This window comes from Niveispirillum sp. KHB5.9 (assembly GCF_048066115.1).
In the GTDB taxonomy this organism is placed as follows: Bacteria; Pseudomonadota; Alphaproteobacteria; order Azospirillales; family Azospirillaceae; genus Niveispirillum.
This window is the reverse complement of record NZ_JBLTYX010000032.1, coordinates 1-19047: the sequence shown is the minus strand read 5'-3', so window position 1 is coordinate 19047 and position 19047 is coordinate 1. Positions and strand designations below refer to the sequence as shown.

The 19047-nt window shown below is 64.1% G+C and carries 14 protein-coding genes; 8 read left to right on the top strand and 6 right to left on the bottom strand.

What is annotated here, in order from left to right:
* Window positions 1-111: 111 nt before the first annotated feature.
* Complete coding sequence (locus ACM9HJ_RS29005) at window positions 112-570, bottom strand: MaoC/PaaZ C-terminal domain-containing protein (protein WP_416575289.1); 459 nt, start codon at window positions 568-570, stop codon at window positions 112-114.
* A complete protein-coding gene (locus tag ACM9HJ_RS29000; RefSeq protein WP_416575288.1) occupies window positions 567-1142 on the bottom strand; it encodes a septation protein A in 576 nt (191 codons plus the stop codon). The genes ACM9HJ_RS29005 and ACM9HJ_RS29000 overlap by 4 nt, the downstream gene beginning before the upstream one ends.
* A gap of 129 nt (window positions 1143-1271) precedes the next feature.
* On the opposite strand from ACM9HJ_RS29000, the gene ACM9HJ_RS28995 reads away from it, so the two are divergent.
* Window positions 1272-2246 (top strand): magnesium transporter CorA family protein, encoded by a 975-nt coding sequence (locus tag ACM9HJ_RS28995; RefSeq protein ID WP_416575287.1) that lies wholly within the window; start codon window positions 1272-1274, stop codon window positions 2244-2246.
* Window positions 2247-2419: 173 nt separating this feature from the next.
* Here the strand turns inward: ACM9HJ_RS28995 and ACM9HJ_RS28990 are convergent, their stop codons facing one another.
* Window positions 2420-3919 carry a tryptophan halogenase family protein gene (locus tag ACM9HJ_RS28990; protein ID WP_416575286.1) on the bottom strand — a complete coding sequence of 500 codons (1500 nt, stop codon included), beginning with the start codon at window positions 3917-3919 and terminating at the stop codon, window positions 2420-2422.
* Between the two features lie 166 nt (window positions 3920-4085).
* On the bottom strand, window positions 4086-7055 hold the full coding sequence (locus ACM9HJ_RS28985; RefSeq protein WP_416575285.1) for a TonB-dependent receptor: 2970 nt from the start codon (window positions 7053-7055) through the stop codon (window positions 4086-4088).
* Between the two features lie 669 nt (window positions 7056-7724).
* On the opposite strand from ACM9HJ_RS28985, the gene ACM9HJ_RS28980 reads away from it, so the two are divergent.
* Complete coding sequence (locus ACM9HJ_RS28980) at window positions 7725-10298, top strand: glycoside hydrolase family 3 protein (RefSeq protein ID WP_416575284.1); 2574 nt, start codon at window positions 7725-7727, stop codon at window positions 10296-10298.
* A 276-nt stretch (window positions 10299-10574) separates the two neighbouring features.
* Here ACM9HJ_RS28980 and ACM9HJ_RS28975 read toward each other — a convergent pair whose 3' ends face one another.
* Window positions 10575-11861: a glycosyltransferase gene (locus ACM9HJ_RS28975; protein ID WP_416575283.1), complete on the bottom strand. Its 1287-nt coding sequence runs from the start codon at window positions 11859-11861 to the stop codon at window positions 10575-10577.
* 136 nt (window positions 11862-11997) lie between these two features.
* Here ACM9HJ_RS28975 and ACM9HJ_RS28970 point away from each other — a divergent pair, with 136 nt between their 5' ends.
* Window positions 11998-12204 carry a hypothetical protein gene (locus ACM9HJ_RS28970; RefSeq protein WP_416575282.1) on the top strand — a complete coding sequence of 69 codons (207 nt, stop codon included), beginning with the start codon at window positions 11998-12000 and terminating at the stop codon, window positions 12202-12204.
* Here ACM9HJ_RS28970 and ACM9HJ_RS28965 read toward each other — a convergent pair.
* Window positions 12177-12737: a carboxymuconolactone decarboxylase family protein gene (locus ACM9HJ_RS28965; protein WP_416575281.1), complete on the bottom strand. Its 561-nt coding sequence runs from the start codon at window positions 12735-12737 to the stop codon at window positions 12177-12179. The genes ACM9HJ_RS28970 and ACM9HJ_RS28965 overlap by 28 nt on opposite strands.
* Before the next feature lie 91 nt (window positions 12738-12828).
* Here ACM9HJ_RS28965 and ACM9HJ_RS28960 point away from each other — a divergent pair, with 91 nt between their 5' ends.
* The 5 genes from ACM9HJ_RS28960 (at window position 12829) to ACM9HJ_RS28940 (ending at window position 18988) form a co-directional block, all read left to right on the top strand.
* Window positions 12829-13143, top strand: a complete 315-nt coding sequence (locus tag ACM9HJ_RS28960; protein WP_416575280.1) for a winged helix-turn-helix transcriptional regulator — start codon at window positions 12829-12831, stop codon at window positions 13141-13143.
* 268 nt (window positions 13144-13411) lie between these two features.
* Window positions 13412-15310 carry an ABC transporter ATP-binding protein gene (locus ACM9HJ_RS28955; RefSeq protein WP_416575279.1) on the top strand — a complete coding sequence of 633 codons (1899 nt, stop codon included), beginning with the start codon at window positions 13412-13414 and terminating at the stop codon, window positions 15308-15310.
* A gap of 219 nt (window positions 15311-15529) precedes the next feature.
* Window positions 15530-16051, top strand: a complete 522-nt coding sequence (locus ACM9HJ_RS28950; RefSeq protein WP_416575278.1) for a MarR family winged helix-turn-helix transcriptional regulator — start codon at window positions 15530-15532, stop codon at window positions 16049-16051.
* Window positions 16052-16062: 11 nt separating this feature from the next.
* Window positions 16063-17397 (top strand): S41 family peptidase, encoded by a 1335-nt coding sequence (locus tag ACM9HJ_RS28945; RefSeq protein ID WP_416575277.1) that lies wholly within the window; start codon window positions 16063-16065, stop codon window positions 17395-17397.
* Between the two features lie 295 nt (window positions 17398-17692).
* Window positions 17693-18988: a tyrosine-type recombinase/integrase gene (locus ACM9HJ_RS28940; RefSeq protein WP_416575276.1), complete on the top strand. Its 1296-nt coding sequence runs from the start codon at window positions 17693-17695 to the stop codon at window positions 18986-18988.
* The last annotated feature ends 59 nt before the right edge of the window (window positions 18989-19047 follow it).

Genomic DNA, 19047 nt, shown 5'->3' with positions numbered 1-19047 from the left:
CCCCCATCAGGAAATGACAGGGCGATCATTGGAACCGCCGCCGGGGCTGCGCAATCGACGTTACCCCGGCGTTACCAACTGAATTCATTGCGAAATGGAAAGGAACGGTCGTTACGCGTCCGTTGCAGCCACCAGCCCCACGATATCGATGGACAGCACCACCTCACCGTCCTGGTTCCACATCTCGCGCCGGAACTTCACGATCCCCCGCCCGCCCTTGCGGGACGGCGTCAGCTCCGTGATCGTATCGGTCAGGTGCAGGCTGTCGCCCGCCCGCACCGGCTTCTGGAATTTCAGCTGCCAGTCGAACCCGCCCAGGAACGCCCAGGGCTTGCCCGCCTTGGCCATGGTCTCATGCCCCAGGATGTAGGAGAGCGAGATCGTGTAACCGCCGCTGGCGATCAGGCCGCCGAAATGGGTCTTGGCCGCCGCTTCCTCATCGACATGGAAATCCCAGGGATCGTAACGGCGCGCATAATCCAGCATCGCCTCGCGATCGACCGTAAGGGTGCGCGACCGCTGCACCTCCCCCACCGCCAGATCGTCGAAGAAGGTGCGATCCGCGCTCATGGTGCGCCTGCCCCCTCGCCCGCCTCCGGCTTCTGATACTTCATGATCACCGGGATCTGCGCCAGGGAGAAGGCGATGGATAGCGGCATGATGCCGAACACTTTGAAATTCACCCAAACCTCGGTGCCGAAGCTGCGCCAGACGATTTCGTTCAGCACGGCCAGCAGCAGAAAGAACCACGCCCAGCGTACCGTCAGGACGCGCCAGCCGGCATCGGTCAGGTCCAGTGCCGCCCCCAGCACCACCTTCAACAGGTTGCGCTTCAGGTATAGGCCCACGAACAGGCTGCCCGACAGCAGCAGGTTGACCACAGTCGGCTTGATCTTGATGAACAGCTCGTCATTCAACCACAAGGTCAGCCCGCCGAATACCAGCACGAAGAAACAGCCGACCAGCGGCATCACCGGCAGGCGTCTTTCCAGCAGCCAGTTGACCGACAGCGCCACCACGGTGGCGGCCATGAACACACCCGTGCCGGCCATCAGGCCGTAACGGGAATTGATGACGAAGAACAGGGCGAGGGGACCTGCTTCGAGGGCGAGTTTCAGCAGCGGATTCATGGGGACCAGCATTTACCTGCAACCCAGCCCCCGCGCCAGCGTTCAGTTACCCCTCCCTGCGGCGAAACTTCGCTTCCCCCCACGCACAGGACAGGGTAAAGCCGGAAGCGTCAGCAGCACATGACGCGGGGGAGAAGGCTGATGATCCGCGCCTACCGCATGGTTGAAGGTCGTAACGAGCCCCTGGACGGCGTGCCGTCGGTGGAGGCGCTGCGCCAGGCCTGCTGGATCGACCTGAATGCCCCCAGCACTGCCGACCGTCAGCTGGTCGAACAGACCTTCGGCGTCACCCTGCCGACACGGGAGGAGATGAAGGAGATCGAGCTGTCGAGCCGCGTCTACCGCGAGGCCGGTGGTTCCTTCATGACGGCCACGGTCCTGTGCCGCGCCGATGCACCGGTGCCGGAGACGATGGATATCACCTTCGTCCTGACCGGCGAGACGCTGATCACCCTGCGCTTCGACGATCCCAAGCCCTTCTACGGCTTCCACCATCAGGTCAGCCGCCAGGGCGTGAAGCTGGAGAACGGCACGTCCAGTTTTCTCTCGCTGCTGGACGCAATCCTGGACCGCATCGCCGACGTGCTGGAAGGGGCCGGCCGCGACGTGACGGCGGTGGCCCGCGAACTGCTGATCGAGGATCATAAGGGCCATCTGAATTCCGACCAGCAGCACCAGTTGCTGAAGCGTATTGCGCGGGCCCATGACCTGACCGGCAAGGCGCGCGAAAGCCTGGTGACCCTGACCCGCATCATCGCCTTCACCGGCACGGTGCGCGAACTGGCCGCCGACAAGACCCTGCGGGCGCGACTGAAGACGCTCAGCCAGGATGCGCAGTCGCTGGCCGATTACACGGCGTTCCTGTCCTCCAACATCGCCTTCCAGCTGGATGCGCTGCTGGGCGTGGTGGGGATCGAGCAGAACAATATCGTGAAAATCTTCTCCATCGCGGCCGTGGTGTTCCTGCCGCCGACTCTGGTGGCCAGCATCTATGGCATGAATTTCCATTTCATGCCGGAGCTGGACTGGCCTTTCGGCTATCCGCTGGCCATCGGTTTGATGATCGTCTCGGTGATCGTGCCCTATTTCTATTTCAAGCGGCGGGGTTGGCTGTAAGGGGCGCTCGCTTGCCCACTCCCCTCCCGTCATCCCGGCGAAAGCCGGGAACCAGGGGCCACAGGAAAGAACACTTCAGCTTGCCTTGATCGACACTGCCGAGAGGTCGAGCGCTTTGCCCCTGGTTCCCGGCTTTCGCCGGGATGACGAAGAGGCGGAGATGCGACAAACCCTCACGCCGCCGCCAGCTTCGCCAGAAACGCCTCGTGCGTGGGCATGGCGTCCGCCGCCTGCTTTATTCGCGCCCGCATCGTCGCCATCCGGTCACGCACCGCCGGCAGCGGGTGCAGGTCGACCAGCGGGTCGTACCCTTCCGGCATGATCCCCTGGCCCAGCATCACCGCGATCCAGCTGGTATCCGTGAACAGGGCACGGGCCCGCGTCGATACCCGGCCCCGCCGGCGGAACAGGTCGATCCGGCTTTTCAGGCTGTCGGGGATATCCATGGTCCGGCAATGGTTCCAGAATGCGCTGTCCGACCGTTCGGTCACATGATAGTGCAGGATCAGGAAGTCGCGCACCGCCTCGAACTCCGCCTGGGCGAGCGCGTTGTATTCCCGCACCTCCGCCCCATCGATATCGCGGCCGGGGAAGAAATCCAGCAGCTTGGTGATGCCCGTCTGGATCAGGTGGATGGACGTGCTTTCCAGCGGCTCCAGGAACCCCGACGCCAGCCCCAGCGACAGGCAGTTCTTGATCCAGCTTTGCCGCCGCCGCCCGGTGACGAAGCGCAGCAGCTTCGGCTCCGCCAGTGCCTCCCCATCCAGATTGGCCATCAACACGTCGCGCGCCGCCTCTTCCGACATATGCGCGCTGCTGAACACATGGCCGTTGCCAACCCGGTGGCGCAGGGGAATGCGCCATTGCCAGCCGGCTTGCCGTGCGGTGGAACGGGTAAAGGGCGTGATGCGCCCGTCGCCCGATGACGGCACCGCCCAGGCCCGGTCACAGGGCAGCCAGTGCGTCCAATCCTCATAACCGGCCTTCAGCGCCTTTTCGATCAGCAAGCCGGAAAAGCCCGTGCAATCGATGAAGAAATCCGCTGACAACCGCTCCCCACCATCGGTCAGCACCGCTTCGACAAACCCATCCTCCCCGCGCAGGGCCACATCCACCACCTTGCGGTCCAGGCGGACGACGCCCAGGCGTTCGGCATAGCGGCGCAGATAAGTGGCGTAGAGGCTGGCATCGAAATGATAGGCCGATCCCACCACCGACATGATGTTGCGCGGGTCGGTGACCGGCGCCATGTAGCGCCCCTGCTCCGCCATCAGGGTGCAGAGCGAATAATCCTCCAGCCGCCCGCCCTCCCCCATCTGGTTCAGGCGCAGCCAGTATTGGTGGGTGTAGTTGGCATCCAGGCTGGCGCCATGCACGCCGAACGGATGGAAATAGCTGTGGTCCAGGCGCGTCCAGTCGCGGAACTCGATCCCCAGCTTGTAGGTGCCCTGGGTGTGGCGCAGGAAATCCGCCTCGTCCAGGCCCAGCATATGGTTGAAGCCACGGATGGCGGGGATCGTCGCCTCGCCCACGCCCACCGTGCCGATGGCGCTGCTTTCCACCAGCTGGATGCGCGTATGCCGTCCCACGGCCCGCGCCAGGGCCGCCGCCGCCATCCATCCGGCGGTACCGCCGCCCACGATCAGGATACTGTTCGGAAGATTACCCGCCATGATGCCCCCTCGCGCCCGTTCACGGGCGTCATTCGGTTCCCCGAAATGCCTTCACCCCGCCGCCGCCCTCCGGTGGGGGCCGGAGAACAGCGGCGGGGTGGGGCATTTTCCTCCCTAAACGAACCCGGCGGCGGGTGCCCCCGACGCCTGGCCCTCCCGTTTACCCTTACTCGCCCAGCTTGAACCGGACGCCCGCCATGATGCGCTGCGACCCGGAACCGTAGGTGAAGGGCAGATTGCCGAACTGCAGGAACTGGCTCTGGTCCTCCTTGGTCAGGTTGACCCCTTCCAGCGTCAGACCGATCTGTTCGGTCAGCTGATAGCCGATCTGGGCGTCCAGCTGGCCGTAGGACCGGTTCCAGATGCCCAGCGTGCGGGTGACGGCACCGTCGGTGAAGCCGAAATTGCCCGCAAAGGACTTGTTGCGCCAGGTATAGGAAACGCGCGCCTCCAGCCCCTCATACTCGTAATAGACTTGGCCGTTGAAGGCATGCTTGGCCACGCCCGGGATGGGCAGGCCGCTGTCGAAATCATTGAAGATCGGCGACTTGCTGTCGGAGAACGTATAGTTGACGTTGAAACCGACGCCGAAATCGAACGCGTACTGGGCGCCCAGCTCGAAGCCCTTGATGCGCCCACCCTCGCCATTGATCGGGCGTGCGATGGGGGTGTTGCGCCCACCGGCCTGATCCATGACGAATTCCGGCTTGGTCTCGCTGCCGATGAAGCTGTCCACTTCCTTCCAGAAGCCGACGGCCGACACCAGACCCTGGCTGCCGAAGTAATATTCATAGCCCAGGTCGAACTGCGAGGCGCGGAACGGGTCCAGGTCGGGGTTGCCGGCCGAGCCGTTGACGGCCTCGAACAGGTTGGTGGTCGGGTTGCGGGTGAAGTCCACGCGGAAACCGCGACCCAGGTCGAACAGGTTCTGGCGGGCGACAACGCGCGAGGCGGCGAAGCGCACCTTCTGGCCTTCATCCAGGTCGAAGACCATGTTCAGGCTGGGCAGGATGTCGGTATAGGACCGCTCGTTGGCGATGGTCTCGCTGTCGCGCAGCACACCGTTCCAGCTGTCCGTGCCCAGATAGACCGGGTCCGGGTCGGTGGCGCGGTTTTGATAGACGGTCAGGTTGGTGTGGATCAGGCGGGCGCCGACATTGATGTGGTAACCTTCCCCCGGATCACCGATATCGGCCATGACATAGCCGGAATGGGTGCTTTCCTTGACGCGGAAGCTTTCCAGCGGCTCCTCATAGAACGCGAACGGCGTGGAGGGATAGAGCGCCTGGATCCAGGCGGCCCCGTCCTTCATCTGGCTGCGATCCTGTACCAGGATCTTGCCGCCCACGACATCTCCCGATGAGAAGAAATTGTTGATCGTCTCCACCCGACCGGGCGTGCCCGTGAAGGTCTGGAACGGGGTCAGCAGCGGGGCGGAATTGCCGAAGCGGTTGTTACAGCCATTGGGGATGCCCGGCGTGCCCGCCGGCAGCTCGCACGACTTGAAGCCGATGGCGCCATCCATGAAGTAACCGTACGGCGTCCATTTCTGGCCGAACTTGGTGCCATCCAGCTCACCCTTGCCGGACAGGTTGGCCAGATAGCGGCCTCTTGTATAATCGACATCGCGCGAGGCATAGCGATAGCCGCCCGACAGGGTGACGTTGCCGGCCGCGATGAAGTCCGGATCATACTCGCCATCGGCGCGCAGCGAGTAATTCTCCAGATCGGCACGGTCGCCGAACACCCAGTGCGACTTGAAATAGCCATAGGCCGGGTTGGTGTAGAGGTCCGGCGTCGTGGCCAGGGAGAATGAGGGCAACGTGCCGTTGCCATTGTTGTAGTTGAAGCGGTAATTGGCCGGGGCCGCCGGGTTGGCCGGCTTGTGGCTATAGCCGGTGGGGCTGGTCGCGTCGGCCGTCGGCACGCCATACTGGGTATAGCGCACATCGTTGCTGGCCGCGTCGGAGAACAGGTCGGCCTGGGCATAGGCGCCGCGCACCGAACCGCGGAAATTGCCGCCATCGTCATATTTCAGCTTCAGGCCGAAATTGTCGCTGTCGATCTTGGAATTCTGGACATAGGAAATGGCTTCGGCCGAATTGGCGATCAGGGTGCCGTTGATCAGCACGCCATTCTCATCGATCGTATAGGGCTTGGTGCTGTCCAGGCCCGGGCTTTCGACAGCGAACGGGAATTTCAGCGAGGCTTCCGAGGTCAGGATGTCCAGCTCGGAATGGAACCATTCGCCCGACACTTCCACGGCGTCGGACAGTTGCACGGCACCGGCCAGCGAGCCGCCGATACGCTCGCGGGTCTGTTCGCGGTCGGTGGCGTAGCGATATTCCGGCGCGTAATAGTTCTTGGTGACCGTGGCCTTGTCGCCACGATCGGCGAAGCGCCAGTTGCCGCGGTTCTGGCCGCCCAGCACGTCGGTCTGGGTATTCTGCTTGTCGTACGACAGGGTGGCGATGAAGGCCGCCTTGTCATCCCAGTTATAGCCCAGCGCCAGGGCGCCCAGCGGCTTCCAGCCACCGTCCGCACCCGACGACTTGGCCCCGCGCACGTTGCCGGCGATGGTGTAGCCATGGTCCAGGACCAGCGGGTTGCGGGTCTTCAGATTGACCGTACCGCCCAGGCCGCCTTCCAGCAGGCGGGCATTGGGCGACTTGTAGACATCGACCCCGCCCAGCAGCTCCGACGGCACGCCTTCCAGGCTGTCGGTATTGCGGGTCTGGCCCTCGCCCAGGGTGAATATCTCCAGGCCGGTCAGGAAGATTTCGTCATTCAGCAGGGTGACGTTCTGGTCCAGGCCGCGGATGCGGACCTTGGTGCCCTGGCCGTTGTCGCGGTCGATCTGCACGCCCGACAGGCGCTGCAGGCTTTCCGCGATATTCTGGTCGGGGAACTTGCCCATATCCTCGGCGGTGATGGACTCGATGATCTCGTTGGAATTGCGCTTGGTCTGCAGCGCATTGGCCAGCGAGGCGCGGAAACCGGTGACGATGATCTCATCCAGCACGCCACCTTCGGCCGGCTGGGCCGGCGCCTGCTGCGCCATGGCCGGCAGCGACACGGCCAAAGCGATCGCGGCAGCGGAGCCCAGATAGAAACCGGACTTGAACTTCATTGACATCTTCTACCTCCCATAAGAACTTAAGGCCATTAAGGCATTTTGATTTATTTAATCCCCGGGACGGGGACGCACCTCAGGCGGGTCCATGCCTACCTCCTCCCTCACGGCTCCGGGCGAATTAGCCTTTATGGTTTGATTAAGGGCCCGGCCACACCTTGAACAATCTTGACAGCGCAGTCAACAGGATTTGATAACGCTGTCATCAATTGGACGATCCCGCATATCCCTGAATGCAAGTGAAAAATATGGCTGAAACGTTGGGGTTTATTCGCAGGCACGGCGTAACACGGTCCGCGCTGACGCGCCCGATGGCCAATTGACATCGCTGCCAATTCTCATTACAAAATTCCATTCATATCCTGGACGCCATCGCCCTAAGGCTTTGCACAGGATAGTGAATTCGTGATAGCGGTAACGTGGCCGCCCGGCAGAGGCAGCATCGGATGACCGTTGGACATCCTGACTGACAGCGTTGACAGTGCGGATCACGGTCTCGGGTTTCCACCCGCCCCGTCATCCAGCACAGAGGGTACGAATTTGTTGAGACTTGGGCGTTGACAGCCCGGCGGGTTGATGTCATTTCAACTGACAACGATGTCAGACATAAGCCGCGGAAAGGGTCGAAAAAGACCCGCCGTGATAACGAACGCAGATCGGGAGGATCCTAGAGTGACGTCGAAGCGAACCGCGCGGCTGGCCCGCGCCCTTGGCCTTGTCAGCGCGCTTGCCCTGGTGGCCGGCCTGGGTGGGGTACTCACGGCCGATGTGGCCTTTTCCGCCGACGGTCCGGCGACGCCGGCCCAGACCCTGCATCCGGAGAAATGGCCCGCCGCCAAGGCCCAGCGCCTGATCGATCCCGCGATCGAGAAGAAGATCGATGCGCTCATGGCGAAGATGAGCGTGGAGGAGAAGGTCGGCCAAACCATCCAGGGCGACATTTCCACGATCAAGCCCGCCGACCTGCGCAAATACCCGCTGGGATCGATCCTGGCGGGCGGCAATTCCGGCCCGGGCGGCGATGACCGCGCCCCGGCGCAGGCTTGGCTGGACCTGGCGGACGAATTCTACCGGGTTTCCGTGGAAAAGCGCGAGGGCCACACCCAGATCCCGGTGATATTCGGGGTCGATGCGGTGCATGGCCACGGCAATATCGGTGCCGCCACCATCTTCCCGCACAATATCGCCCTGGGCGCCACCCGCGACCGCGACCTGCTGCGCCGTACCGGCGAAGTGACGGCGCGCGAGATGGCGGCCACCGGCATCGACTGGACCTTCGCGCCGGCCCTGTCCGTCGTCCGCGACGACCGCTGGGGCCGCTCTTATGAGGGGTTCTCGGAAGATCCGGAGATCGTGGCCGCCTATGCCGGCGCCGTGGTCGAGGGCATCCAGGGCACGCTGGGCGCCAAGGACTGGATGAAGCCGGGCCGCACGGTGGCCACCGCCAAGCATTTCCTGGCCGATGGCGGCACCGACCAGGGCCGCGACCAGGGCGACGCCAAGATCACCGAGGAAGAACTGGTCCGCCTGCACAATGCGGGATATCCGCCGGCCATCGATGCCGGCGTGCTGACCATCATGACCAGCTTCAGCTCCTGGCAGAACATCAAGCATCACGGCAACAAGCAGTTGATGACCGATGTGCTGAAGGGCCGGATGGGCTTCAACGGCTTCATCGTCGGCGACTGGAACGCCCATGACCAGGTGCCCGGCTGCACCAAGTTCAACTGCCCGACCTCGCTGATCGCGGGTCTGGACATGTACATGGCGTCCGACAGCTGGGAACTGCTGTACAAGAACACCCTGGCCCAGGTGAAGGACGGGACCATCCCCATGGCCCGCCTGGACGATGCCGTGCGCCGCATCCTGCGCGTGAAGTTCCATGCCGGCCTGTTCGACAAGCCGGCCCCCAAGGACCGCAAGGATGTCCCCGCCATCGCCACCCTGGGCAGTGCGGAAAACCGCGCCGTGGGGCGCGAGGCGGTCGCCAAGTCTCTGGTGCTGCTGAAGAACCAGGGCGGCGTCCTGCCGCTGTCACCCAAATCCCGGGTGCTGGTGGCGGGTGACGGGGCCGACAATATCGGCAAGCAGGCGGGCGGCTGGACCATCTCCTGGCAGGGCACGGGCAACCGCAACGACGAATTCCCCGGCGCCACCAGCATCCTGGGCGGCATCAAGGAAGCCGTGGCCGCCGGCGGCGGCACCGTCGCCTATGACAAGGACGGCAAATTCACCGCCAAGCCGGACGTCGCCATCGTCGTGTTCGGCGAGGAACCCTATGCCGAATTCCAGGGCGATGTGGAGACGCTGGAATACCAGCCGGGCGACAAGTCCGATCTTACCCTGCTGAAGAAGCTGAAGGCCCAGGGCATCCCCACCGTCGCCGTATTCCTGTCCGGCCGCCCGATGTGGGTGAACCCGGAGATCAACGCGTCGGACGCCTTCGTGGCCGCCTGGCTGCCGGGGACGGAGGGCAACGGCATCGCCGATGTGCTGTTCAAGGACAAGGACGGCAAGATCAATCGCGATTTCACCGGCAAACTGTCCTTCTCCTGGCCGAAGACCGCCATCCAGACACCGCTGAACCGGGGCGACGCCAATTACGACCCGCAATTCGCCTATGGTTTCGGCCTGACCTACAAGGACAAGGGCGATCTGGCGGCCTTGTCGGAAGCGTCAGGCGTACCCGCCGGTGCCGGTGCAGCGTCGGGCGTGTTCTTCCGCCGTGGCGGGGCGCCGGCCCCCTGGTCGCTGGCCATCGCCGACAAGGTGGGCGATCTGCGCGTCACCACCACCACCGGCACCAGCCCGGGCAAGGTCGTGGACCTGAAATCGGTGGACGTGGCCGCACAGGAGGATGCCAAGCAGCTGACCTGGAACGGCACGGGCCTGGGCACCTTCGTCATCTCCGGCCGTGCCATCGACCTGTCACGGCAGTCCAATGGCGACGTCACCCTGTCGCTGCGCTATCGCGTGGATCAGGCGCCGACCGGCAAGGCCCATGTCTCGATGATCTGCGGCAATGACTGCCGCGCCAGCCTGGACGTGACCAAGATCCTGGCCGATGCCAAGCCCGGCACCTTCCAGACCACGAAGATTTCCCTGAAATGCTTCGCCGCCGCCGGTGCGCGGATGGCGACGATCGATGCCCCGGTGGTGATCAGCACCGAGGGTCGGCTGGGCCTGACGGTCACCGACCTGAAGCTGGATGCCGATCCGGGCAACGCCGTCTGTCCGGGCAAGTGATTGCCGGCAGACCCGTTACGTCCCCGTTTCGGCACGGGAAGGGGACGGCGACGGTTCTCTCTCTTCTTGTCACCCCACTTCGGGCCGCTCCTCACCGGGCGGCCCTTTTTTCATTTTTATGTTCCCTCAGGCGCCGGGCGCCGACATCCGTCGGCTTGGCTCACGCCGCACGTGCGGCGGGCCGGCAGTCGCCGGCCTTCAACAGTATCTGCTCATGGCGCCGTAGGTCAGGTCGAACCGCAGGCGAGCCCTGACAAGCGACAGTGCCGATGGATGTCAGGGCTCGGCTCTCGCCTCGACCTGACCTACGGCCCCCTCGATCACCCGCACCGCCTCCGCGATCCCGTTCTCATCCCGGATGCGCCGGCCCAGGAAGGCCGCGCGCTGGCGGATGGCGGGGTCTTCCATGGCCAGTCGAATGGCCGCCGCCAGCCGTTCCGCATCCAGCTCCCGATGCCGGATGGTACCGCCGCTGACGCCCATCTTCTCCAGCCACCAGGCCCAGAAGAACTGGTCGGCCAGGAACGGCACCACCACGGCCGGCACCCCGGAGCGCAGACCGGCGGCCGTCGTCCCCGCCCCGCCATGATGGACCACCACATCCACATGGCAGAACAGCCGGTCATGCGGCGCCCCGTCCAGCCAGAAAATATCCGGCGCCGGTGCGTCGGGCTTCAGCCCGCCCCAGCCGCCGGCCAGGATGGCGCGGCATCCGGCCCGGCGCACGGCGGCCACCACCTTGGCGCTGGTCGCCGCCGCATCGCCCGGCATCATGCTGCCGAACCCGACATAGATGGGCCGTGGCCCGCCAGCCAGGAATTCCGCCAGTTCGAACGGCATCTCCCATTCCGGATGGTCCAGGAACCAATAGCCGGTGACATATGCTGCCGCCGGCCAGTCATCCGGCTTGGCCAGCACCGACGGGCTGTGCCCGAACAGCACCGGCCCGCCATCGCGCTGCATGCGCCAATAGGGCCCCGGGAACGGATAGGGGGGCAGGTCGAACACGTCCCGCCGGATGCGGTTTACGCCGGGCCGGAACACCTGCCAGAAGAACAGAGCCACGGCCCAGCTTTGCAGCCAGTTGGCAAAGCCCGACGGCTTGGTCTTGGGCGGCGGGGCCAACGGGCTGGGAAACGCACGGGTGGGCAGGTTGGGCTGCGGATAGGCCTGGACATAGGGAATGCCCAGTTTTTCCGCCACCGTGGCACCGATGAAGGATGTGGCACCGGCAGGAATGATCAGGTCGGCAGTCCTTGCCGCCTCCAGCAGCGCCTTGGCCCAGCCCGGCGCGTAGCGCTCACTGACATCGCGGATGGCGCCGGCTACGGCCAGGGGGCTTGCCCCCTCGTCAAACATCTTCTGGGCGGCCTCGCTCCCCAGATCCTCGCGGATATCGCCGTCGACCGGGACCAGGGTCACCCCCCTGCCCTCCACCAGATCGGCGAAGCCGGCATAGGTCAGCAGCCGCACCGCATGCCCGCGCGCCGCCAGCCCGGCGGCCAGTGCCGCGAAAGGCTGGATATCCCCGCGTGAGCCGAGCGCCATCATGACGATCCGCATTCGGGCCTCCTATCCCTTTGCCCACACAAAGTCACAACCTTGCCGCCGCTTGGGCACCGGTCCGTTAAGAACCCGGCAAACATTGGTCGGTACAGTAAATGCATAACCTGGAACACAGGTTGCGATGGAGGCAAAAATGTCCCGTGTGCTGGTCAAGTTCCATTCAGTGAAGGATCGTCTGATGATGGCGGCCCTGTGGACCTTCCTGCTGGCGGCGGCATGGTCGCTGCCCGTCATCGACCGCATCGCCGCCAATGCGGAGCGGGAGAAGATGGAGTCGGGCTATTACTACCAGCCCAAGCTGCCCGCCACCGCCTATGCCGATGCCGGCGCGGCCGAATAAACCGCTGTAAAACCTTCCGCCGGCAGCCGCAGCGTGCGGCAGAGCAGGGCGATGGTGCGGTAATATCCGGCCAGCGCCAGCAGTTCCACCATCTGGGCCTGATCGAACCGGGCCGACAATTCCCCCCACTGTCTGTCATTGAGATCGCCCTGCGCATAGAGCGCGTCGGCCGTATCCAGCAGCAGCAGATCATCCTCCGACCAGTCCGGCCCCAGCGGGTTCTCCGCCTTCGTGGCCGCCACCTGTTCCGCCGTCAGGCCCGCCTGGCCCCCGAACAGCGCCGCATGCACCCCCCATTCATAATCGGCCCCCGCCTGGGCGCAGGTGCGCAGGATCACCAACTCGCGCTGGCGCACCGAAATGCTGCCCGCATCCAGCAGCCCGCCCGCGAACAGGCGCGACAGCACGCGCGGATTATGGGCCAGCGTGGTGAACAGGGCCAGGGGCGGCGAACCCGGCGGCCGCAGCCGGTCGATCGTTGCCGCGACCGATGGATCGAAGGGGGCGGAAACCGGGGCAAGGCGCGCGGACATGGGCGTTTCTCCTGCATCAAGGTTTGTGCTACAGAATTCGTAGCGCAACAAAAAGGGATTCGCTATGAAAATCGTAGCGACCGAAAAACACATGTCGGCACCCCACGGCTCGACCACGGGTCGCCCCATCATGCAGCTGCTGGACCTTATGGGCCGCCGCTGGGCGCTGCGGGTGATGTGGGAACTGTACCAGCAGCCGGGCCTGTCCTTCCGGGCACTGCAGGAGCGGTGTGAAACCATCTCCCCCTCGGTGCTGAACACGCGGCTGGCGGAATTGCGGGGTGCGCGGATCGTGGAACTGTCCGACGGCTATGCCCTGACGGCTGCCGGCCGGGAACTGGCCTGCCGGCTGATGCCGCTGCATTACTGGGCGGAGGAGCATTTCAAGGATACGCCCGAAAGCTGACTTTCGCCGCCCTTCCTGCTATGCTGCGTCCATCAAGCCATATCCATGTCTGCACATTCGGAGCGATCCCCGCGCATGCTCCGAAACATCCGCGATTTTCCGTTTCACAGCGTTGCATAGACCCGGAGCGGCACCCCATCCCGCTCCGAATGCCCTCACGCCCAAATCCATTTGATCCATCGCCCAAGTTTTTTCCCCGTTGACAGAATCCTAACCATACCGCATCACTTCCGACATCGGATGTATTGTGCGGTGCGGGGATGGCCCTGTGCCGGAGACGGGGTGGAAGATGTTCGCCGCCATGCTGCGCGCCGGGATGCGCGCTGTTCGCATTGATAGTTTGGATAAACAGGACCAGGATTTCGCCTGGGAGGACCAGGAGCCGACCAAGCCCCTGGCGCCCAAGCCGTTCGCCTTCATGTGGGGCCTGGTACGGGAAAAGTTCGCCGGGCGCCTGAGCCTGATGGTGCTGGCCGTGATCATCGGCCAGGGGATCGAAGCGTTCGAGCCCTATGCCCTGAAGGCCGTGGTCGATGCCCTGACGCAGGCAACGGGAGGCACCCCCACCGAGGGCGTGCACGGGCTGGGTGTCATGGGCTGGTTCGTGCTGCTGCTGGGCATCTGGCTGGGCAGCATGGGCATGTACCGCGTCTACCAGATCATGGACATCTACACCTCGCCCTCCATCCGGGCGCTGGCGCAGAAGCGGATGTTCTCCTGGCTGCTGGGGCACAGCCCCCGCTATTTCCAGGATAATTTCGCCGGCAAGCTGGGCCAGAAGATCAAGCAGGGGGCGAATGCCGTCCTGGGCGTGATCGAAATCCTGATGTGGGACGTGATCCGCGTCATCGTGCTGCTGGCCGTGGCACTGGCCCTGCTCTGGACGGCGTCGCCGGTCTTCTCCGCTGTGCTGGCCGGGTGGATGGTGGTCTATGTCTGCGTCTCCGGCTGGCTGGCCCGGCATTGCTTCACCTTGTCGGAGAAGATGAGTGCGGCGGTGTCCAGTTCGTCGGGCCGGATCATCGATGCCATCACCAATGCCGACCTGATCCGCGGCTTCGCCCGCACCGCGTTCGAACGGTCGTTCCTGGGTCATTATATCAATGAGGAACGCTACCGCTCGCGCCGGCTGCGCTGGTTCCTGGTGGCCATGCGCATGTTCCAGATGCTGTCCATCGTGGCGCTGCTGGGTGCCCTGGTCTGGGTGGCCATCAACCGTACCCTGGCCGGCGTCATGACGGTGGGTGAGTTCACGCTGGTCTTCACGCTCGCCTTCCAGATCTCCAACACGGTCTGGCACCTGTCCGACCGCATGCTGTCCTTCTTCGAAGAGCTGGGGACCCTGTCGGAGGCGCTGGACCTGGTGTCGGCCCCGCATGAGATCACCGACACGGTAGGCGCCCCGGCGCTGCGCATGCGGGCCGGCGGGATCGAGCTGCGGGAGGTGCATTTCAGCTTCGGCGACGGCACCAAGGTGTTCAACGGCCTGAACCTGACCATCAAGCCCGGTGAGAAGGTGGGGCTGGTCGGGCGGTCAGGGGCCGGCAAGAGCACGCTGGTCAAGCTGATCCGCCGTCAGTACGACCCGCAATATGGCCGCGTCCTGATCGACGGGCAGGACATCGCCCATGTCACGCGGGAAAGCCTGAACGAAGCGGTGGCGGAGGTGCCGCAGCAGCCCGGCGTGTTCCACCGGACCGTGGGCGAGAACATCGCCTATGGCAAGCCGGGGGCGACGCTGGAGGAAATCCGCGCCGCCGCGGTGAAGGCCCATGCGGACGAGTTCATCATGAAGCGCCCCACCGCCTATGACACGATCGTCGGCGAACAGGGTGTGAAACTGTCGGGCGGGGAGCGCCAGCGCGTCGCCATCGCCCGGGCCTTGCTGAAGGACAGCCGCATCCTGATCCTGGACGAGGCGACCAGTGCGCTCGACAGCGAGTCGGAGCATCTGATCCAGGAGGCATTGTGGACCCTGATGGAAGGCCGCACGGTCATCGCTATCGCCCACCGCCTGTCCACCATCACCGAAATGGACCGCATCCTCTATCTGGAGGACGGACAGGTAGTAGAGGAAGGCAGCCACCATGCGCTGCTGGCCATGGGCGGGCGCTATGCCCAGCTCTGGCACCGGCAGTCGGGTGGCTTCCTGGCTGCGGCGGAATGATTCAGGTCCCGTTCGGGACCTGAATCACGGCGGCGACCGCCGCCGCGCCGCACGTGCGGCGTAGCCAAGACCACGGATGTGGCCGTCGGCGACTGAGGCTACTGAATGCGATAACCCCGAGGCTGAGGCGGGGTCACTCCGGGGGCGGACCTTGACGGTTCGCCCCCTTTTTTATGGTCGCTTGACATTCGCCAATATTTGCGCAATTTTTTGCAGACTATGAAGCCTACGTCACCGCCCCCCGCCTTCACCCTGTCCTTCCTGGACCCGGACACCCGCCCGGCCTTCGTGGCCCTGCTGGCCGACCGGCTGGCCCAGCAGGTGACGGAGGACAGCGCCCAGCATCTGGCCCGGCTGGGCTTCCGCACGCCAGCGATCTGCGTGTCGGCGGTGATGTATCTGCATCGCCACGGCCCCTCCTCCCTGACCGAACTGGCCCAGGCCTATGGGCAGCAGCACCAGTTGGTCACCCTGCGTATCGCCGCCCTGGAGGAACAGGGCCTGGCCATCCGTCAGCCCGACCCCAAGGACAGCCGTCGCCGCCTGATCCTGCTGACGCCGGACGGACAGGCGGAGGCGGAGCGGCTGTCAACACATCTGGCGCTGATGACCCGGGCGCTGGACGGGCTGGCGGCGCAGCTGGGTGCCGACCTGCCCGCCCTGCTGCAATCCGCCATCGACCATTTGTACCGCGACCCGCTTTCCCGCCGTATCGACGCCCTGAACGCCGAAACCCCATAGGAATAACCGCCATGAGATGCCTTGCGCTTGCCGTGCTGGCCGGTGCCACCCTTTGGGCTGCTTGCACACAGGCCGCCGAACCGACGTTCAGCGCCGATGCCGTGCGTGCCGACCTGAAGCGGGTGCTGGCATCGATCGAGGAACTGCACCCCGATCCCGGTTTCACCATGGACCACAAGGCGGTGGCCGCCATGGCCGCCGATATCGAGGCCGGCCTGACCAGCCCGATGACCCGGCGTGAGGCGTGGCGGGCCCTGGCCCGGCTGAATCCGCTGCTGGGCGACGGCCATATGCTGGTGGCCTTTCCAGACCGTATGGCGGCACTCCAGGCGCATATCCAGGCCGGCGGCCGCCTGCTGCCCATCGATGTCCGCATCGACGCCGAAGGCCGGCTGGTCCTGACCAAACCCGCTGCGGGCCGGCCGGTGGGAACGCAGGTGACCGACATCGACGGCAAACCCGCCAGCGCCCTGGCCGGCGCCATCCTGGCCCGTACCCACGGTGACAGTCCGGCCCATGCCCGCGCCCTGGCCGGCGACCGGTTCGCCCTGTTCCATTGGCTGATGTTCAATGGCGGACCGGAATACCACATCGGTTTCGCCCCCGGCGACAGCGTCACCCTGCCCGGCCGCGACAGCATCCCCACGGCGATCAACCCGGAACCCGCCTTCGCCGACACGGTTTCCGACGCCATCCTGCCCGGCAATATCGGCTATCTGCGGGTGGACAGTTTCGACGGGGCGGGGCTGGAGGCCTTCCGCGCCTATACCACCGACCTGTTCACCCGCTTCCGCGCGGCCAGCGTGCAGGACCTGATCATCGATCTGCGTTTCAATCCCGGTGGGGATGACAAGCTGTGGACCGAAGGGCTGGCGCCGTACTTCGCGACCAAGCCCTACCGCATCTATTCCCAGGCCGCCGTGAAGCTCCACAAGTCCATCGCCAAACCGGACGAGGCGGTCGGGTCGGTGAAGGTGATCGAGGGCAAGCGCTACTACCAGCCCGCCCCGGACAATCCCGCCCATATTCCCGGCCGCGCCTGGATATTGGCCGGCACGCGCAGCTATTCATCTGCCATCCTGATGCTGACCGCCATGCAGGATCAGGGCGTCGCCACCATCGCCGGGCAGCCGACGGGCGGCCGCTCCTGCAGCAGCGGCCGGGTGCGGCGCGTGGCGCTGGAGGGGGCCGGCCTGGCCGCTTTCGTCCCCGATGTGCTGTTCACCCGGCCCTCGGACCAGGGCTGTACGCAGCCGGTAATACCCGACCTGACGGTGGCGGAGGATGAGGCCGACCCTATGGCAGCGGTGACGGCCCTGGCGGGGATGATCCGGCAACGTCGTTGAGCACGAAAGCCCAGCAATGACAAAAGCGCCTCGACCAAGTCGGGCGCTTTTTAGAGAGGTTGGCTGGGGGACTAGGATTCGAACCTAGACTGGCGGAGTCAGAGTCCGCAAGTATATCTTACGCAGCGTTACGCTCATTTACGGGTAATCACTACAACACATTGTGACAAAACATATTTTTTATTTTCCTGTATCACAGAACTACGATAAAATGCTCCCCCATTCACTCCACGGTGCTTACTGGGTGCTTACTGGACACCCCGCAGCATAGGATATTATTCCAAGGAGACCGGGCATGCCATCAACACGCATTTCCAAGCGGACTGTCGATAGCGCGATCCCAGGCGCACGGGACTGCTATCTGTGGGACAGCGAACTGAGTGGCTTTGGATTGAAGGTCACACCATCAGGCGCAAAGACATATCTTGTACAGTACCGCACCGGCGGACGTGGAATGCCGACTCGCCGTATTACAATCGGGCGTCATGGATCACCTTGGACACCCGAGCAAGCCCGGCAGGAAGCCCGGCGGGTGTTGGCCGCGGTGGATCTCGGCGAAGATCCCGCTGCCGCGAAAGCGGACAAGCGACGGGATCTGACAGTGTCCGACCTGTGCGATCTGTACCTCGCTGAAGGATGTACCACCAAGAAGTCCTCGACCATTCGCGCCGACCAGGGACGGATTACCTGGCATATCAAACCGCTGTTGGGGAAAAGGAAGGTGGGAGACATCACCCGTGCCGATGTTGAGCGTCTGCTGCGTGATGTGGCAACCGGAAAGACGGCCAGCCCCCAACGGTCCAGCAAGGGAGGCAGCAGAGCGACCGGCGGGAAGGGTGCCGCATCGCAGACCGTGATCCTGCTGAGGGCAATGTTCGCTTTCGCTCTGGCTCGGGAACTCCGGGAAGACAACCCCGCCACGGGCATCAAAACATTCCAGGTCCGAAAGCTTGAGCGCTTCCTCACCGAGGAGGAAATGGCTCGACTCGGCAAGACATTAAGCGATTTTGAGAAAAAGGGCGCCAACCCCTACCTTATCGCCGCCATTCGCCTCTTACTACTGACCGGCTGCCGAAAATCCGAAATCCTGAAGCTCACCTGGGATTGTGTGGATACCACCCACTCCTGCTTGCGCTTGCCTGACAGCAAAACCGGCGCGAAGGTCGTGCCCTTGGGCCGCACTGCTCTCGATACGCTGATCAAGCTTCAACGTGTGCCTGGCAACCCATATGTCATTTCTGGAAAAGGAGGGAATGGACAATTGGTCAACATCGACCGGACCTGGGAGAAGATTCGCGGCACAGCTCAATTGCCTGATCTACGCCTACACGATCTTCGACATAGCTTTGCCAGCGTCGGGGCAGCCAATGGAAGCAGCCTGCTGATTATTGGAAAAATTCTCGGGCACACCCAACCAACGACGACGCAACGTTACGCCCATCTGGCGAACGACCCCGTCCTAGTCGCAGCAAATAAAATTTCCGCCGCCATTGCCGGAGCCCTTGACCAACCCAGCTTACGGAAGGACCGTCACCATAAGTTCCACGTTCAGCTCAACCGTGCCGCGATCCTGCTCAATAAGCAGGTGTGAACGCATCGGCAGCCAGTCGACAATTGACAGCCTGTCATTAGGTTCGGACAGTGTTAGAG

Bases quoted from the DNA above. Each gene is read 5' to 3' on its own strand.
- ACM9HJ_RS28985 (WP_416575285.1), bottom strand. From the start codon at position 7,055: ATGTCAATGAAGTTCAAGTCCGGTTTCTATCTGGGCTCCGCTGCCGCG.
- ACM9HJ_RS28950 (WP_416575278.1), top strand. From the start codon at position 15,530: ATGAAGCCTACGTCACCGCCCCCCGCCTTCACCCTGTCCTTCCTGGAC.
- ACM9HJ_RS28970 (WP_416575282.1), top strand. From the start codon at position 11,998: ATGTCCCGTGTGCTGGTCAAGTTCCATTCAGTGAAGGATCGTCTGATG.
- ACM9HJ_RS28960 (WP_416575280.1), top strand. From the start codon at position 12,829: ATGTCGGCACCCCACGGCTCGACCACGGGTCGCCCCATCATGCAGCTG.
- ACM9HJ_RS28965 (WP_416575281.1), bottom strand. From the start codon at position 12,737: ATGTCCGCGCGCCTTGCCCCGGTTTCCGCCCCCTTCGATCCATCGGTC.
- ACM9HJ_RS28990 (WP_416575286.1), bottom strand. From the start codon at position 3,919: ATGGCGGGTAATCTTCCGAACAGTATCCTGATCGTGGGCGGCGGTACC.
- ACM9HJ_RS29005 (WP_416575289.1), bottom strand. From the start codon at position 570: ATGAGCGCGGATCGCACCTTCTTCGACGATCTGGCGGTGGGGGAGGTG.
- ACM9HJ_RS28940 (WP_416575276.1), top strand. From the start codon at position 17,693: ATGCCATCAACACGCATTTCCAAGCGGACTGTCGATAGCGCGATCCCA.
- ACM9HJ_RS29000 (WP_416575288.1), bottom strand. From the start codon at position 1,142: ATGCTGGTCCCCATGAATCCGCTGCTGAAACTCGCCCTCGAAGCAGGT.
- ACM9HJ_RS28995 (WP_416575287.1), top strand. From the start codon at position 1,272: ATGATCCGCGCCTACCGCATGGTTGAAGGTCGTAACGAGCCCCTGGAC.
- ACM9HJ_RS28975 (WP_416575283.1), bottom strand. From the start codon at position 11,861: ATGCGGATCGTCATGATGGCGCTCGGCTCACGCGGGGATATCCAGCCT.
- ACM9HJ_RS28945 (WP_416575277.1), top strand. From the start codon at position 16,063: ATGAGATGCCTTGCGCTTGCCGTGCTGGCCGGTGCCACCCTTTGGGCT.